General features: G+C 70.2%; 15 protein-coding genes. 8 read left to right on the top strand and 7 right to left on the bottom strand.

What is annotated here, in order from left to right; translation table 11 throughout:
• Positions 1-28 precede the first annotated feature (28 nt).
• From QFZ75_RS37045 to QFZ75_RS37035, 3 genes are all read right to left on the bottom strand, one after another.
• Positions 29-679 (bottom strand): DUF4360 domain-containing protein, encoded by a 651-nt coding sequence (locus QFZ75_RS37045; protein WP_307543806.1) that lies wholly within the window; start codon positions 677-679, stop codon positions 29-31.
• A 368-nt stretch (positions 680-1,047) separates the two neighbouring features.
• Positions 1,048-1,581, bottom strand: a complete 534-nt coding sequence (locus QFZ75_RS37040; protein ID WP_307543805.1) for a GNAT family N-acetyltransferase — start codon at positions 1,579-1,581, stop codon at positions 1,048-1,050.
• Between the two features lie 150 nt (positions 1,582-1,731).
• The gene (locus tag QFZ75_RS37035) at positions 1,732-2,379 is read right to left on the bottom strand and encodes an SRPBCC family protein (RefSeq protein ID WP_307543804.1); all 648 of its coding nucleotides are present in this window, start codon (positions 2,377-2,379) and stop codon (positions 1,732-1,734) included.
• A 422-nt stretch (positions 2,380-2,801) separates the two neighbouring features.
• On the opposite strand from QFZ75_RS37035, the gene QFZ75_RS37030 reads away from it, so the two are divergent.
• Positions 2,802-3,764 carry a pyridoxal-phosphate dependent enzyme gene (locus QFZ75_RS37030; protein WP_307543803.1) on the top strand — a complete coding sequence of 321 codons (963 nt, stop codon included), beginning with the start codon at positions 2,802-2,804 and terminating at the stop codon, positions 3,762-3,764.
• A 36-nt stretch (positions 3,765-3,800) separates the two neighbouring features.
• On the opposite strand, the gene QFZ75_RS37025 is transcribed toward QFZ75_RS37030, so the two are convergent.
• Both QFZ75_RS37025 and QFZ75_RS37020 read right to left on the bottom strand, forming a co-directional pair.
• Entirely contained in the window at positions 3,801-3,956 is a 156-nt protein-coding gene (locus tag QFZ75_RS37025) for a hypothetical protein (RefSeq protein WP_307543802.1), read from the bottom strand.
• Between the two features lie 104 nt (positions 3,957-4,060).
• Complete coding sequence (locus tag QFZ75_RS37020) at positions 4,061-4,876, bottom strand: GNAT family N-acetyltransferase (protein ID WP_307543801.1); 816 nt, start codon at positions 4,874-4,876, stop codon at positions 4,061-4,063.
• Positions 4,877-4,980: 104 nt separating this feature from the next.
• Here QFZ75_RS37020 and QFZ75_RS37015 point away from each other — a divergent pair, with 104 nt between their 5' ends.
• The 3 genes from QFZ75_RS37015 (at position 4,981) to QFZ75_RS37005 (ending at position 7,408) form a co-directional block, all read left to right on the top strand.
• Positions 4,981-5,631: a beta-eliminating lyase-related protein gene (locus QFZ75_RS37015; protein WP_307543800.1), complete on the top strand. Its 651-nt coding sequence runs from the start codon at positions 4,981-4,983 to the stop codon at positions 5,629-5,631.
• A 116-nt stretch (positions 5,632-5,747) separates the two neighbouring features.
• On the top strand, positions 5,748-6,584 hold the full coding sequence (locus QFZ75_RS37010) for an alpha/beta fold hydrolase (RefSeq protein ID WP_307543799.1): 837 nt from the start codon (positions 5,748-5,750) through the stop codon (positions 6,582-6,584).
• A gap of 98 nt (positions 6,585-6,682) precedes the next feature.
• Entirely contained in the window at positions 6,683-7,408 is a 726-nt protein-coding gene (locus QFZ75_RS37005; protein ID WP_307543798.1) for a type 1 glutamine amidotransferase domain-containing protein, read from the top strand.
• 216 nt (positions 7,409-7,624) lie between these two features.
• Here the strand turns inward: QFZ75_RS37005 and QFZ75_RS37000 are convergent, their stop codons facing one another.
• Positions 7,625-8,434 (bottom strand): aminotransferase class IV, encoded by an 810-nt coding sequence (locus tag QFZ75_RS37000; protein WP_307543797.1) that lies wholly within the window; start codon positions 8,432-8,434, stop codon positions 7,625-7,627.
• Positions 8,435-8,563: 129 nt separating this feature from the next.
• Positions 8,564-9,649, bottom strand: a complete 1,086-nt coding sequence (locus QFZ75_RS36995; RefSeq protein WP_373466001.1) for a LacI family DNA-binding transcriptional regulator — start codon at positions 9,647-9,649, stop codon at positions 8,564-8,566.
• 196 nt (positions 9,650-9,845) lie between these two features.
• Between QFZ75_RS36995 and QFZ75_RS36990 the strand changes: the two genes are divergently transcribed.
• The 4 genes from QFZ75_RS36990 to QFZ75_RS36975 all read left to right on the top strand — a co-directional run bounded on the left by QFZ75_RS36990 (position 9,846) and on the right by QFZ75_RS36975 (position 15,300).
• Positions 9,846-10,772, top strand: coding sequence for a carbohydrate ABC transporter permease (locus QFZ75_RS36990; RefSeq protein ID WP_307543796.1), 927 nt, complete (start codon positions 9,846-9,848; stop codon positions 10,770-10,772).
• A 5-nt stretch (positions 10,773-10,777) separates the two neighbouring features.
• Positions 10,778-11,737: a carbohydrate ABC transporter permease gene (locus QFZ75_RS36985; protein ID WP_307543795.1), complete on the top strand. Its 960-nt coding sequence runs from the start codon at positions 10,778-10,780 to the stop codon at positions 11,735-11,737.
• Between the two features lie 125 nt (positions 11,738-11,862).
• On the top strand, positions 11,863-13,200 hold the full coding sequence (locus QFZ75_RS36980; RefSeq protein WP_307543794.1) for an ABC transporter substrate-binding protein: 1,338 nt from the start codon (positions 11,863-11,865) through the stop codon (positions 13,198-13,200).
• 51 nt (positions 13,201-13,251) lie between these two features.
• Positions 13,252-15,300 carry a beta-galactosidase gene (locus QFZ75_RS36975; RefSeq protein WP_307543793.1) on the top strand — a complete coding sequence of 683 codons (2,049 nt, stop codon included), beginning with the start codon at positions 13,252-13,254 and terminating at the stop codon, positions 15,298-15,300.
• Positions 15,301-15,363: the final 63 nt, after the last annotated feature.

Raw genomic sequence — 15,363 nt, 5'->3', positions numbered from 1 at the left:
GTGCCGGACGGCCGGGGCCGGGGCCGGGTCAGGAGCTGGGGCACTCCTTCCAGGCCAGGTGGTAGACGGTGCTGATGTCACCGTCGGTCGAGTCCATGGTCATGAAGCTGGTGCTGCCGGGGGCCGAGGTGCCGGCGTTGACACGGAGTTCGGTGTTGATGTTGAAGTTCCGCTGGACGCCGCAGGGGGACCAGACGAGCTGGGCCCACTCCGTCGTGTCCGTGGCCTGCCAGTTGTCGTTGTAGGGGCCTTTGAAGGGGTGCGTGATGGCGACCGTGTTCGGTGAGCCCTGGAAGTAGTACGAGGCCTTCTCGGTGCTGTTCGCTCCGCTCTGGAGCGCGGCGAAGCCGCGGTAGTCCGCGCTGGCGATGGCGTACGTGAAGCCACCCGGCACGGCGACGATCAGGTTGAGCTGGCAGTTCTTGCGGAACGCGGTGGGGTCGGAGCTGCCGCCGGCCTGGGCGAGGTAGTCGCTGTAGGTCACCGTGAAGGCGGTGTTGTCCGGGGACACGGCGACGGCGGCGGTGCCCTGCGGACAGCCGGAGCCGTTCACCGTGGCGACCTTGATGACGATCTTGTCCGGGGGCGGGTCGACGATCCCCGTCGACGGGTCGTGCGCGGGAAGTGCGGTGGCGAACAGAGCGGCGATCGCGCCGCTCAGAAGCAGCCCACCAGTCATGGTGTTCCCATCCGTTGTGTCGGTGTTCCGGCGGCGGGGACGTGTCCCCGCCGCGAAATGGGGGGTGCGGCAGCGCGCGTACACGGGGCACGCGGCAGCCGTCGCTGACCGGTTGCGTGGATCGGATCGGGCCGTACCTCGTGCACGGTGCGTCATGCACATGTCAATCAATCAACCAATCCGCTGTCCGGTCGACCGCATGCGCACCGGGGCCCCGGCCCCTGTGAAGGAGCTGTGAAGGCCGGGAGTGACCGCATCGTATGCAGCCCGGCGGGGACCGGCCAGGTCGAACTCCGGCCATTTAAAGGCCACTTGTGGGCCGGGGCGGCCCGCGGGGCGAACCCGGAGCCGCCCCGCCGCACGGGCGGTCAGCCCTCGAACTCCGTCAGGTCGATGGCGTACAGCCGCAGCTCGTGCCCGTGCACCGGGTCGTGCGCGGTGCCGTCCGGCTGGAGGCCGAGCTTGTCCAGCACGTTCACGGACGCCGTGTCGCCCGGGCGGACAGCGGCCACGACCCGGTCGATGCCCCGGTCCTGCAAGGCGAACTCGAGCGCGGCGTGGGCGGCCTCGGAGGCGTACCCCTGCCCCCAGTAGACCCGGCCGAGCCGCCAGCTGATCGCGATCCGGTCCGCGATCGCGGCCGGGGAGTCGGCGACGTACAGGCCGACGGCTCCGGCGAGCTCACCGGACCCGAGGAGCTCGACGGCGAAGATCCCGAAGCCCTCCTCGTCCCACTCCTCCTCCCAGCCCTCGATGTCCTCGGCGGTCTCCTCCGGGGAGCGCGGCCGTCCGTCCCCGATCCACTGCATCACGGTCGGATCGGCGTGCATCTCGGACAGGGGCACGAGGTCGTCGTCCTGCCAGCGGCGCAGGAGGAGGCGGGGCGTACGGATGTCGTTCATGGCTCCATCCTGTCGACAGGGGGCGCCAGGAGGAAATCGACGGGGCGGCCGGCGCCCGGGGTGGCCGACGCCCGGAGCCGGGTGCGGATCCGTCGTGGCCGATCGCGCAGTTCCCCGCGCCCCTCGCAGGCGCCGGTGGCGCCCTCGGTGTCACCGCCTGAGCCAGATGACGAGGACGACGACGATCACGGCCAGGACCAGTGCCGCCGGGAGGGCCCGCCTGAGGGCGGCGCCGCGGGCGACGCCCATCAGGTCCAGGGACTGCGCCGCCGGCGCGGGCGGTGGTACGGGCGCGGGCGGCGGTGCCTGCGGTTCGTCTTCGGTCGGCCCCTCCACGAGGTGGTCCCGGCCTCTCTCCGCCGCCAGCAGGCCCTCCAGATTGTCCACGAACCGGGTCAGCAGTCGCCCGCTGACCTCCTCGATCATCCCGCGGCCGAACTGGGCGATCCGGCCGGTGATGGTGAGGCGGGTGTCCACCGTCACCGAGGTGCCGGCGGCGTCGGGGACGAGCCGGGCGGTGACGCGGGCGTCCGCGTTGCCCTGCCCGCGCGTGTCGCGGCCGCGCGCGTGGAGCACCGCCGTACGACCGGCCGCGTCCTTCTCCTCGAAGGAGACGACGCCCTTGTACTGGACGGTCATCGGGCCGACCTTGATCTTGACGATCCCGTTGTAGGAGTCACCGTCCACGCCGGTGAGCTGCGCGCCCGGCATGCACGGGGCGACCCGCTCCACGTCGGTCAGCAGGTCCCAGGCGGCGTCGGGCGGCAGGTTCACTCGGAACTCGTTGGTGAAGTCCATGACGGACACACCATGGACGCGGTCCGCCGGAGCGTCAACGACCTCATCAGGGTTTGTTCGATACCGTTCAGCCGCGCACCCACGACGCCGAGCCGCACCAGCGACCCGCGCCGCAGGTCGTCGCGTACGACCGGAGAGGGCTCGGGTCGGCACCGCTGTCGTACGCTGCGCACCGATGACCAGAGGTTCCGGACAAGTCCCCGGGGCGGCAGCAGCATCGTCGGCCCGCTGGGCGAAGTGCGGGCCGGGCCCGTCCTGGACCAGGAGGCTCTCCTCATCGCGGACCTCGACATGGCACCGATCCCACGCGCCCGCTACGACTTCGACCCCATCGGCCACTACGCGCGGCCCGGCATCTTCCGCCTCTTCGACCGACATGTCCATCCTCTCCCAGAGGTACCCGGCCCCCTTGGACACCGCCCATGAACGCACAGCCCGTCAGCATCCCCTCCCTGCACGACATCACGTCCGCAGCCGGACGGATCCGCAACGTAGTGCGCCGCACACCCGTGATACAGGTGGCGGCCGGGGAACTGGACGTGCCCGTCCCCGTCAATGTGAAGCTGGAATTCCTCCAGCACACCGGCTCCTTCAAAGTCCGCGGCGCGTCCAACACGCTCGCCCTCCTGGGCGCCTCGGAAGGCGGCGCCCCGACCGGCGGCGTCTGTTGCGCGTCGGGAGGCAACCACGGGGCCGCCGTGGCCTGGGCGGCGCGTGAAGCGGGCCTGCCGGCCACCGTGTTCGTACCCGACTTCTCGCCCAAGGCCAAGACCGACATCATCGAGGCCTTCGGCGCACGCCTGTGCTGCGTCGAGGGCTTCTACGCCGACGCGCTGACAGCCAGCCGGCACCATGCCCGGCACGAGGCCGCCTTCCACATCGACGCCTACGACGACCCGCAGACGGTGGCAGGGCAGGGCACGCTCGGCCTGGAGCTCGCCGAGCAGATACCGCAGGGGCGGCCCGTGCTGGTCGGGTGCGGTGGAGGAGGCCTGTACGCGGGGGTCGCCCTGGCGCTGGAGGGCCGCAACCGCGTGACCGCGGCCGAACCGTCCTCAGCGCCCTCGCTCACGGCAGCGCTGGAGGCGGGCAAACCGGTGGACGTGGAAGTCGGCGGGATCGCCCTGGACAGCTTGGGTGCCCGCCGGGCGGGCCGCATAGCCACCGCCGTCGGTCTCTCGCTCGGTATGAAGACCCTCACCGTCGCGGACGAGGACATCGCCGCCGCCCGCGCACTCCTCTGGCAGCGGCTACGCATCGTGGCCGAACCCGGCGGAGCCACCGCTCTGGCCGCACTGCTCGTCCACCCCGAACGCTTCCCGGACGGAGCCACCGTCGTCGTCTCAGGGGCCAACACCGCACCCTCCTCGCGTGGTGGCTCCTGAGAAGCCGTTACCCTGCCGGGAGGGCTTGGCCTGGGCTCATCGACCAGTCCCTCCAGCCGCTCGGCGAGCAGACGTGAACCCTGTTGACCATCGGCGAGGACGGTGGTCGAAGGAGAGCGCCAACTGTGCGGTGCAGCGTGGCTCGACACGTTCCCCTTGCCCGTCCTGGACCACCCACGGGGTGCGCCTCACGGCACCCGTCGCGAGGAAGGCGGCCTCCCCCGGGTTGGGGATGGGGATAGGGGGCCGGCCGACGGGTGGCCGGCCGACCGCGTCGGTGAGTCGCGAACCCCAGCTCAATGGGCCCCGTCGAAGAAGTGGCGGCGGTAGCGCGAGTTCATGTGGTCCAGGGAAAGGAGTACGTAGAACGACGCCACTCCGGCATCCGAATCGTACGCCGGCTCACCGCAGACCCAACTTCCCAATCGCAGGTAACCGCGCAGCAACGGCGGCATGACCAGGCCGGCCACATCGACGGTGTCGTCGTTCAGAAGCGGTTCACGCGCGGCGACCCGGAATTCGGGCGGGGCCATGTACTTCGCCCGTACCGCGTTCCAGGCGGCAACGGGCGGGCCTTCGTCACCCCGCAGGTGGACCCAGGCGCAGCCACCCAGCCAGCGGTGTCCGGTCCGGCGCATGTACTGGCCGATGCCGCTCCATATCAAGGTGATGACCGCGCCGTTGCGGTGATCGGGGTGTACGCACGAGCGTCCTGTTTCCACCAGGTCCGAGGCGATGGGCCGCAGGGCACCGAGATCGAAGGTCCGGTCCCCGAAGCGCTCACCCACGAGCGTTGCGCAGCGCGGCGGCATCATGCGATATGTTCCGACGATCTTCCGGCTGTTGTTCTCACGCACGATCAGATGGTCGGCGTGCTCATCGAACTCGTCGGCATCCAGGCCGCCGACCAGAGTGGACATGTGGGCGCCGAACTCGGCCGCGAACACGTCATGACGCAACTGCTGGGCCTCGCGTACTTCATCGCGGTCGGCAATCGTCAGGGTGTAGCCCGGGGCCAGGGAGACCAGTGCGGATTCGCTGTCTCCCGCGGCGGCATCAGCGGTGAGCCCGGTTGGGCCACCACCTTGCGCAAGATGAAAACGATTGCTCATGCTCCGCGTCCCTCTTCCCTTGCCGGCCGCCGCAGTCGGGCGATGCAAGACGGCTTTCGGTGCGGCGTCACGCGGACAGCGAGGCACAACAGGGGCGGACCGGCATGATCGTCACAACGCTTCAAAGTCATGATGGCAGAGGTGCGTCGCTCACCCGACTGCGGGTCCCTCACCTCGAAGTCCCGCCGAGCCGGCCGGTCGCCGGCCTGCGGCCGTCGCCACCGCACCGAACGGCGCAAGGACCGACCGGCACGTACCACCCGTGGAAAGGGAACTTCGACCTTCCGGCCCTCACCTCCGTCATCGAGCAGCACGGCGCCGAGAACGTGGCCGGTGCCATCGCCACCCTCACCTGCAACACCTCCGGCGGACAGCCCATGTCGGTCGCCAACCTGCGCGAGGTCTCCTCCCACTGCCGCGGCCTGGGCATCCCGGTCATCCTCGACATCGCCCGCTTCGCCGAGAACTCCTGGTTCGTCAAGCAGCGCGAGGAGGAGTTCAAGGACGGCACCATGTCCCACATCGTGGCGCAGACCATGACCTGCGGGGACATCGCCGTCGCCTCCGCCAAGAAGGACGGCCTGGTGAACATCGGCGGCTTCTGCGCCTTGTCGACGCCGGGGCCATGCTCCCCCACCTGGCCCACGACCCGGACACCGGCCTGCAGGAGAAGGCACCACTCGAACTGCTGCGGCTCACCGTTCCGCGCCGCGCCTGCACCAACGACCACATGGACTACGTCGCCGACGCACTGATCGAGGTGGCGGCCAGGTCGGCCACCATCGGCGGACGGACCCGCTTGACGGGCAAGTAGACCAGTCGTATAGTTCTGGGCAACGGAACGCGGAACACACTGTGGAGGTTGGACGTCATGGGGCGTATCAAGGTCGGCACGGAGAACAGCACCGACATCGAGGTGCACTACGAGGACAAGGGGGCGGGGCAGCCCGTGGTGCTGATCCACGGTTACCCGCTGGACGGCAACTCCTGGGAGGGGCAGACGGCGGCACTGCTGGAGGCCGGCTACCGGGTCGTCACCTACGACCGGCGGGGCTTCGGCAAGTCCAGCCAGCCCTCGACGGGTTACGACTACGACACCTTCGCCGCCGACCTGAACGCCGTACTGGAGGCGCTGGACCTGCGCGAGGCGGTGCTGGTCGGATTCTCGATGGGCACCGGGGAAGTGGCCCGCTATCTCGCCACGTACGGCTCGGACCGGGTCGCCAAGGCCGTGTTCCTGGCCTCCCTGGAGCCGTTCCTGGAGATCACCGACGACAACCCCGACGGCGCCGCACCCGCCTCCTTCTTCCAGGGCGTCTCCGACGCGGTGAAGAAGGACCGCTACGCCTTCTTCACCGACTTCTACAACGACTTCTTCAACCTCGACGAGAACCTCGGCACCCGCGTCAGCGAAGCCGCCGTCCGCAACGCCTGGAACGTCGCCGCCGGCTCCGGAGCCATCGCCTCGGCCGCCGCCCCCCTCGCCTGGCCCACCGACTTCCGCGCCGACATCCCCAAGATCGACATCCCGGCACTGATCGTCCACGGCACCGCCGACCGCACCCTCCCCATCGACGCCACCGGCCGCCGCTTCGCCAAGGCCCTGCCCACCGCCCAGTACATCGAGATCGACGGCGCCCCCCACGGCCTGCTCACCACCCACACCACCGAAGTCAACGACATCCTGCTGAACTTCCTCGCCCGGTAAGCCGCGCCCCGCGTCCTCGCACCCCGCTTCACTACGCCCCCTGCGCCGCTCGCCCCACCGAAGGCGAGCGGCGCACCGAATCCACAGGAGCAGTCATCATGAAGGTCCTCATCGTCCTCACCTCGCACGACCAGCTCGGCGACACCGGCCGCACGACCGGTTTCTGGCTGGAGGAACTCGCCGCTCCCTACTACCGCTTCCAGGAAGCCGGCTGGGACATCACCCTGGCCTCCCCCAAGGGCGGCAAGCCGCCCCTGGACCCCAAGAGCAACGAACCCGCCTTCCAGACCGACCTGACCCGCCGCTTCGAAACCGACCCCGACGCCACCGCCGCACTGGCCCACACCGTGCGCCTGGACACCGTCTCGGCCGACGACTACGACACCGTCTTCTACCCCGGCGGCCACGGCCCCCTGTGGGACCTCGCCGAAGACACCCACTCCGCACGCCTCATCGAAACAACCCTGCGCTCCGGCAAACCCCTGGCCCTGGTCTGCCACGCCCCCGGCGTCCTGCGCCACACCGTCGCCGAAGACGGCACGCCCCTGGTGAAGGGCCGGAAGGTCACCGGTTTCACCAACTCCGAGGAGGACGGCGTCGCCCTCACCGACATCGTCCCCTTCCTCGTCGAGGACGAACTCAAAAGCCTCGGTGGCATCTACTCCAAGGCCGGTGACTGGCAGCCCTACGTCGTCCAGGACGGCCTGCTCATCACCGGTCAGAACCCCGCCTCCTCCGGCCCCGCCGCCGACGCCCTCATCGCACTCACCACGGCTCGGGCCGGTTCCGCCGACGAGAAGACCCCGTCCGCCTCGGGGCTGTAGGACGCCTGGCTCCTCCGAGGTTTTCGTATCCGGGGCGCCGTGGCGGGGCGGCCACCCCTGCCGGCGGCGGCGAAGGCTCCGGGGTGGGAGCTGATCGCGGGCGACCGTGTCCCGAACGTGGGCATCGCCCCCCCTGACCGGACACCGGCGCCCCCAGGGCGCGGAGAACCACGCGACCGGCCACAGCCCGCCCGCACCCGACGGACCGCCCCCCGGTCAGAGGGCAGGAGAGGGCAGAGGTTCCCCGAGGCCGTCCAGCCACTCCTGCCACCCGCGGGCCCGCGGAGCCGCCCCCGCCTCCATGGGCCGCCCCTCCCAGCCGGTCACCGGACGGATTCCGTGCAGGGCGTTCACCAGCCACACCTCGCGGCCCGCCAGCTGCTCCAGGGTCCGCTCGCGGTGGGCCGGCTCGATCCCGCTGCGCACGGCGTGCTCCTGGACGAGCCCCGTGGTGACGCCGCCCAGGACCGGCAGATGCGGCGAGGGCAGGCACAGCGTGTCGTCCTCCCACCACAGCAGGCTCGCGGTCGCCGCCTCGAGCACCGCGCCGGACGGGGCGATCAGCACCGCCTCCTGCGCGCCCTGCCCGGCCGCCCGCTGACGGACCCGGGCCAGCACGTCCAGGTCCGGCCCCTTGCGGCGCGGCACGGTACGCGGATCGGGCTGCCCGGCCGCCCACACCCGTACACCGGGGGCGTCGGGGCCGGGCGGCGGGGCGTGCCGCAGGAGCAGCCGCAGCTGCAGTGAACCGGCCACCAGCTCGACACGCGGGAACCAGGACCCGGTACGGGGCAGCGCGGCCGTCATGTCCCGCCAGAAGTCGGTGAGTTGCTGGAGAGAAGGACCGCCGCAGTCCCCGCAGGCCCGCAGGAACCGCTCCCGGTGCCGGTCGAGACCGCGCACCCGCCCGTCCCTGACCAGCCAGGAGTCCGCGGCCAGCAGCTGGGTGTCGGCGGCCAGTCCCGAGATCAGCCCGTGCCCGGGCACCCATGCCAGCAGTCCTTCTGCGGTTGCCGGTTGTGTCATCAAAGAATCTCTCCTCTTCTCAGTACACCCGGGAGTACGTCCGCCGGCGCCCCTGGATTCATCCGCGAGCCCGTCCGGTGCCGTGACCAGCACCTCACGGGCGGCGCCCGAGGGGCGGCGCCTCGCGCGTCACGGCCGTCGCGGCGCCGCCGTGCTGTCGCGCACCACGAGACGCGTGGGCACGAGCGTCGTCCCGTGCCCCGGCGTGTCCTGCGCGTCCTGGCCCATCTGCCGCAGCACCCCCTCGACACAGCGGCGCCCCACCTCGGCGAAGTCCTGGTGGACGGTGGTCAGGGGCGGCAGGAAGGAACCGGCCTCGGGGATGTCGTCGAAGCCGATGACGCTGACGTCGTCGGGCACGTACCGGCCCCGCTCGTGCAGCGCCCGCAGCAGACCGAGCGCCATCTGGTCGTTGGCGGCGAACACCGCGGTGCAGTCCGGCCGTTCGGCCAGTTCGAGGCCGGCCCGGTAGCCGGACTCGGCGGACCAGTCGCCGCGTACCAGCGGGGGCGCCGGGCAGCCCGCGTCGGTGAGCTCCGCGCGCCAGGCGTCGGCCCGGCGCTGGGCCGCGAAGGACTCCTCGGGGCCCGCCAGGTGCCAGACGGTGGAGTGGCCGAGGTCGAGCAGATACCGTACGGCGTCGCGGCTGCCGCCCGCCTGGTCGGTGTCGACCACGGTGTAGCGGTCACCGGCGTCGGAGTCGGCGACCACCACCTTGATGTGCGGCGGCAACGAGAGGGTCACCGCGTCGAGCAGGTGCACCTCGAGGATCACGATGACGGCGTCGACGGCCAGCTCCCCGAGGCGGGAGAACGCGCCGCGCACCTCGTCCTGGGTGGGCACGGCGACGGGCAGGAGCGTCACGGCGTAGCCCTCGTGCGCCGCGGAGGTCGCGATCGCCTCCAGGGTGCGGACGTTGCCGGTGGTCGAAAGGCCGAAAGTGATCACACCTATGGTGCGGAACTCGCCCCGCTTGAGTGCCCGGGCGGCGCTGTTGGGCCGGTAGCCCAGCTCGCGCATGGCGGCCAGCACCTGCTGCCGCGTCTCCTCGTTCACACCCGCGTAACCGTTGGAGACACGCGAGACCGTCTGCGAGGAGACGCCGGCCAGCCGGGCGACGTCCGCCATGGACGCGTTCTGCGTCCGGCGGGACGCCCGTTTCCTGGTCCGTGCCGCCTGCGGCCTGCTCGGCAGGGCGCTGTCCGCTGTGTCCACCCGTCTCCCTCGTCGTAGCGAAACGTACTTTCCTCAAATGACCCTTGACCACCGTCAACGGGGCAGTGTAGACATGCCGCCATCAGATGTTTACGTAAACATAACAGGCCGCGGCTTCCTGCGGGTCTTCATGTTCACGCAAACATCATCGGCGTACGACGCCGGGTTTTCGCGAGAGGGACGAGCGAGGAACGACATGACGACGCTACAACCGCCGGTGGCCGCCGAGCCGCGCACGGCACGGCCCCCCGTGAAAGGGGACCGCCGCTCCTGGACCGGATGGGGTTTCATCGGTCCCTTCGTGGCCGTGTTCGCCCTCGTCTTCCTGGCCCCGATCGCATACTCGATCTATCTGAGCCTGTTCCGGGACCAGTTGATCGGCGGCACCCAGTTCGTCGGCTTCGACAACTACCAGCAGGCGCTGCAGGACGACCAGTTCTGGGCCTCCCTCGGCCGGGTCTCGCTGTTCCTGGCCGTCCAGGTGCCGATCATGCTCTTCATCGGCCTGCTGATCGCCCTGGCGCTGGACAGCGGCCGCCTCTACGGCACCGACTTCTTCCGCATCGCGATCTTCCTGCCGTACGCCGTGCCCGCCGTGGTCGCCACCCTGATGTGGGGCTTCATGTACGGCACCAAGTACGGCCTGGTGGGTGACATCAACGACGCGTTCGGCGTCACCCTGCCCGACCCGCTCTCCAGCGACCTGGTGCTGGCGTCCATCGGCAACATCGTCACCTGGGAGTTCGTCGGCTACAACATGCTGATCTTCTACTCCGCGCTGAAGGTCATCCCGAACTCGCTCTACGAGGCCGCCGAGATCGACGGCGCCGGGCAGATCCGCGTCATCACCGCCATCAAGCTCCCCGCGATCCGGGGCGCCCTCGTCATCGCGACGATCTTCTCGATCATCGGCAGCTTCCAGCTCTTCAACGAGCCGAACATCCTGCGGCCGCTGGCCCGCAACGCGATCACGACGGACTACACCCCGAACTTCTACACGTACTCGCTGTCCTTCAACGGCCAGCAGCACAACTACTCCGCGGCGGTCGCCATCATCATGGGCCTGATCACCATGGTCATCGCCTACGTCGTACAGCTGCGCGGCATGCGCAAGGGAGCGTGAACCCCGTGAGCGGCACGAGCAGCCCAGCCACCAGCGCCTCTCCCTCCCCGTCCGCGCCGGCCTCCGCCGGTACCGCCGGGCGGGTGCCCCGGCTGCGCAGGCGCGGTGACCAGGACACCCGGCGGCCCAAGCGCAGCGTCCTGCTGACGGTGCTGACCGGTCTGATCCTCGTCTACACCGTCGTCCCCCTGGTGTGGCTGCTGATCAGCGCCACCAAGACCCAGGAGGGCCTCGCCGACTCGTCCGGACTGTGGTTCGCCGACGACTTCGCGCTCTGGGACAACATCGGCGACACCTTCACGTACAACGACGGCATCTTCGGACGCTGGCTCCTGAACACCCTGATGTACGTCGTCCTCGGGGCCGGCGGCGCCACCTTCCTGGCGATCCTGGGCGGTTACGCGCTCGCCAAGTTCGACTTCCCCGGCAAGCGCGGCGTGTTCGCGGTGGTCATCGGCGCCGTCGCCGTCCCGGGCACCGCGCTCGCGGTGCCGACCTTCCTGATGTTCAGCAAGATGGGACTGACCGACACCCCGTGGGCGGTCATCGTCCCCTCCCTGATCTCACCCTTCGGCCTGTACCTGATGTGGGTCTTCGCCACCGAGGCGATCCCGGTCGAGCTGCTGGAGGCGGCCCGCATCGACGGGGCGGGCGAGGCGCGCACCTTCTTCCGGGTCGCCCTGCCGCTGCTCGCCCCGGGCATCGTGACGGTCCTGCTGTTCACCACGGTCGCGACCTGGAACAACTACTTCCTGCCGCTGATCATGCTCAAGGACCCCGACTGGTATCCCCTGACCCTGGGCCTGAGCGCCTGGAACTCCCAGGCCGAGACCATCGGCGGCGACGTGATCTTCAACCTGGTGATCACCGGTTCGCTGCTCACCATCGTGCCGCTGATCGCCGCGTTCCTGCTGCTGCAGAAGTACTGGCAGTCCGGCCTCGCCGCCGGAAGCGTCAAGGAGTGACCGGTTCCCGGATCGGCACCCCTCCCGGCCCCCTCCCCCCGACCGCCTCCACCGTCTCCGTCACCTCCACCGACCACCTGTCCCGCCACCACCCGTCCCGCCCACGAAGAAGTGGAACCATCCCCATGCGCAGAACGACCAGCCGCCTGATGCGCGGCCTCGCCGTCCTCTCCGTCCTCGCCCTGGGCGCGACCGCCTGCGGCGGCTCGGACGACGACAGCTCCGGCTCGAAGCCGGTCTCCGCCGACGACGTCCAGGCGGCCCTCAAGAAGGGCGGCTCGGTCACGGTCTGGGCCTGGGAGCCCACACTGAAGACGGTCGCCGCCGACTTCCAGAAGAAGTACCCCAAGGTCAAGATCAACCTGGTCGGCGAGCGCTCGGGCGACAAGCACTACACCGCCCTGTCGAACGCCATCTCGGCCGAGAAGGGCGTCCCGGACGTCGCGCAGGTCGAGTACTTCGCGCTCGGCCAGTACTCCCTCACCAAGGGCCTGACCGACCTGTCCTCCTTCGGCGCGGACAAGCTGAAGGACCAGTACACCCCCGGCCCGTGGAACGCCGTGAGCGAGGGCGACAAGGTCTGGGGCCTGCCGATGGACTCCGGCCCCATGGCGCTGTACTACAACAAGAAGATCTTCGACAAGTACAAGATCGAGGTCCCGACCACCTGGGACGAGTACGTCGAGGCGGCCCGCAAGCTGCACAAGGCCGACCCGAAGGTCTACATCGCCAACGACGCCGGCGACGCGGGCTTCACCACCAGCATGCTGTGGCAGGCCGGTTCGCGCCCCTACAAGGTCGACGGCACCACGGTGAAGGTCGACTTCTCCGACGCCGGTGCCAAGAAGTACACCGACACCTGGCAGAAGCTGATCGACGAGAAGCTCCTCGCGCCGATCAACGGCTGGACCGACGACTGGTACAAGGGCCTGGGCGACGGCACCATCGCCACCCTCGCCAGCGGTGCCTGGATGCCCGCCAACTTCGTCACCGGCGTCCCGAACGCCTCCGGTGACTGGCGCGCCGCGCCCATGCCGGCCTGGACCAAGGGCGACAAGGCCAGCGCGGAGAACGGCGGCAGCTCCCTCGCCCTGCCCGCGCTGGGCAAGAACAAGGAACTGGCCTACGCCTTCGTCGAGTACGCCAACTCCGGTGCGGGCGTGCAGAGCCGCGTCAAGGAGGGCGCCTTCCCGGCGACCACCGCCGACCTCAAGACCGACGCGTTCCTCAACACCGAGTTCGAGTACTTCGGCGGCCAGAAGGCCAACGAGATCTTCGCGGACTCCGCCGCCAACGTCGCCGACGACTGGTCGTACCTGCCCTTCCAGCAGTACGCCAACTCGATCTTCAACGACACCGTCGGCAAGGCCTACGTCGGCAGCACCAAGCTCATCGACGGCCTGAAGTCCTGGCAGGACGCCTCCGTCAAGTACGGCAAGGAGCAGGGCTTCACCGTCGAGTAGCCGACGCGAAGTCCCCGACGCCGCCCCCTGTGCAACCCCGGAAGGACCACGATGATCTCCACCCTCCTGTCCCAGCTGGACGGGCCGGACGGTGACCGCACGCCACGCCTCGCGTACGGCGCCGACTACAACCCCGAGCAGTGGCCTCGCGAGGTGTGGGAGGAGGACGTCCGGCTGATGCAGGAGGCCGGCGTCAACCTGGTCTCCGTGGGGATCTTCTCCTGGGCCCGCATCCAGCCGGCCCGGGACGAGTGGGACTTCGCCTGGCTCGACGAGGTGATGGACCTCCTGCACGCGGGCGGCATCGGGGTCGACCTGGCCACCGCCACCGCGTCCCCGCCGCCCTGGCTCACCACGGCCCACCCGGAGATCCTTCCGGTGACCGCCGCCGGTGAGACGGTGTGGCCGGGGGCGCGGCAGCACTGGCGGCCCACCTCGCCCGTCTTCCGCGACCACGCGCTGCGCCTGGTGCGGACGATGGCCGAGCGGTACGCGGACCACCCCGCACTGGTGGCCTGGCACGTCTCCAACGAGCTGGGCTGCCACAACGTCTACGACTACTCGGACGACGCGGCCCGTGCCTTCCGCGACTGGCTGCGCGCCCGCTACACCACCCTCGACGCCCTCAACCACGCCTGGGGCACGGCCTTCTGGTCGCAGCGCTACAGCGACTGGGAGCAGATCCTGCCGCCCCGGCTGGCCGCCTCCCACCCGAACCCCACCCAGCAGCTGGACTTCAAGCGCTTCTCCTCCGACGCGCTGAAGGAGTACCTGGTCGCGGAGCGGGACGTGCTGCGGGAGATCACGCCCGGCGTGCCCGTCACCACCAACTTCATGGTGATGGGCGGCACCAGGGGCATGAACTACCCCGACTGGGCGGGCGAGATCGACTTCGTCTCCAACGACCACTACGTCCACCCGGGCCCGCAGGACCGCGACGAGCTGTCCTTCTCCGCCAACCTCACCAGCGGCATCGCGAGTGGCCGCCCGTGGTTCCTGATGGAGCACTCCACCAGCGCGGTCAACTGGCAGCCCGTCAACGTGGCCAAGCTTCCCGGCGAACTGGCCCGCGACGCACTGCTGCACGTCGCGCACGGCGCCGACGCCGTGTGCTTCTTCCAGTGGCGCCAGTCGGCCGCGGGCGCCGAGAAGTACCACTCCGCGATGGTGCCGCACGCCGGCGCCGACAGCGAGGTCTTCCGCGCGGTCGCCGAGCTGGGACGGACCCTCAAGGTGCTGGCACCGGTCGCGGGCTCCGAGCGGGAGCCGGCCCGGGTGGGCATCGTCTACGACTGGGAGTCGTGGTGGGCGAGCGAGCAGGACTCGCACCCCACCGCCCTCCTCGACTACCGCCGGGAAGCCCTGGACTGGTACTCGGCGCTGCACACCCTCGGCGTCCGCGCCGACGTCGTGACCACGACGGCCGACCTCGACCGGTACGACGTCCTGATCACGCCCGTGCTGCACGTGGTCCCGGCCGCCCTGGCCAAGGAGCTCACGCGGTACGCGGAGACCGGCGGCCACCTCGTCACCACGTACTTCTCCGGAGTGGTCGACGAGAACGACCACGTCTGGCTCGGCGGTCACCCGGGCGCCCTGCGCGAACTGCTGGGCATCCGCATCGAGGAGTTCGGTCCGCTGCTCGAAGGTGACTGCGTCGAACTGGACGGGGCCCTCACGGGCACCCTGTGGACCGACCGGATCGACGTCACCGATCCCGCGGTGGAGGTACTGGCCCACTACCGCACCGGCGCGTACGCGGGGCGGCCCGCCGTCACCCGCCGTGCCACGGGTCAGGGGTCGGCGGCGTACGTGTCCACCCGGCTCGGGGCCGAAGGGCTGGCCGGGCTGCTGCCTGCGCTGCTCGGTCCGGCCGGCGTGGAGAGCGAACTGCCCGCCGCGGCGCGGGGATCGGTCGAGCTGACCGTGCGCCGCGGACCCGAAGGCCGCTTCCTGTTCCTGGTCAACCGGACCGACGGGAGCGTGGCCCTGGCCGGGCTCGCCGGAGAGGTCCTGGCCGGCGACACCGGCACCGACGCCGAGGGCGGTCTCGTCCTCGGACCCCGGGGCGTCGCCGTACTGCGCCGGCCCACCGCCTGACCGCACGCAGTCCTTCCCGCACCACCGCAATCCACCGCGCAGCGACCACACCCCCGTTGGGAG

It is taken from the genome of Streptomyces sp. V3I8 (genome assembly GCF_030817535.1).
GTDB lineage: Bacteria > Actinomycetota > Actinomycetes > Streptomycetales > Streptomycetaceae > Streptomyces.
This window is presented reverse-complemented; position numbering and strand designations above follow the sequence as displayed.

Bases quoted from the DNA above. Each gene is read 5' to 3' on its own strand.
- QFZ75_RS37010 (WP_307543799.1), top strand. From the start codon at position 5,748: ATGGGGCGTATCAAGGTCGGCACGGAGAACAGCACCGACATCGAGGTG.
- QFZ75_RS37040 (WP_307543805.1), bottom strand. From the start codon at position 1,581: ATGAACGACATCCGTACGCCCCGCCTCCTCCTGCGCCGCTGGCAGGAC.
- QFZ75_RS36980 (WP_307543794.1), top strand. From the start codon at position 11,863: ATGCGCAGAACGACCAGCCGCCTGATGCGCGGCCTCGCCGTCCTCTCC.
- QFZ75_RS36990 (WP_307543796.1), top strand. From the start codon at position 9,846: ATGACGACGCTACAACCGCCGGTGGCCGCCGAGCCGCGCACGGCACGG.
- QFZ75_RS37005 (WP_307543798.1), top strand. From the start codon at position 6,683: ATGAAGGTCCTCATCGTCCTCACCTCGCACGACCAGCTCGGCGACACC.
- QFZ75_RS37045 (WP_307543806.1), bottom strand. From the start codon at position 679: ATGACTGGTGGGCTGCTTCTGAGCGGCGCGATCGCCGCTCTGTTCGCC.
- QFZ75_RS36975 (WP_307543793.1), top strand. From the start codon at position 13,252: ATGATCTCCACCCTCCTGTCCCAGCTGGACGGGCCGGACGGTGACCGC.
- QFZ75_RS37020 (WP_307543801.1), bottom strand. From the start codon at position 4,876: ATGAGCAATCGTTTTCATCTTGCGCAAGGTGGTGGCCCAACCGGGCTC.
- QFZ75_RS37000 (WP_307543797.1), bottom strand. From the start codon at position 8,434: ATGACACAACCGGCAACCGCAGAAGGACTGCTGGCATGGGTGCCCGGG.
- QFZ75_RS37035 (WP_307543804.1), bottom strand. From the start codon at position 2,379: ATGGACTTCACCAACGAGTTCCGAGTGAACCTGCCGCCCGACGCCGCC.
- QFZ75_RS37030 (WP_307543803.1), top strand. From the start codon at position 2,802: ATGAACGCACAGCCCGTCAGCATCCCCTCCCTGCACGACATCACGTCC.
- QFZ75_RS37015 (WP_307543800.1), top strand. From the start codon at position 4,981: ATGATCGTCACAACGCTTCAAAGTCATGATGGCAGAGGTGCGTCGCTC.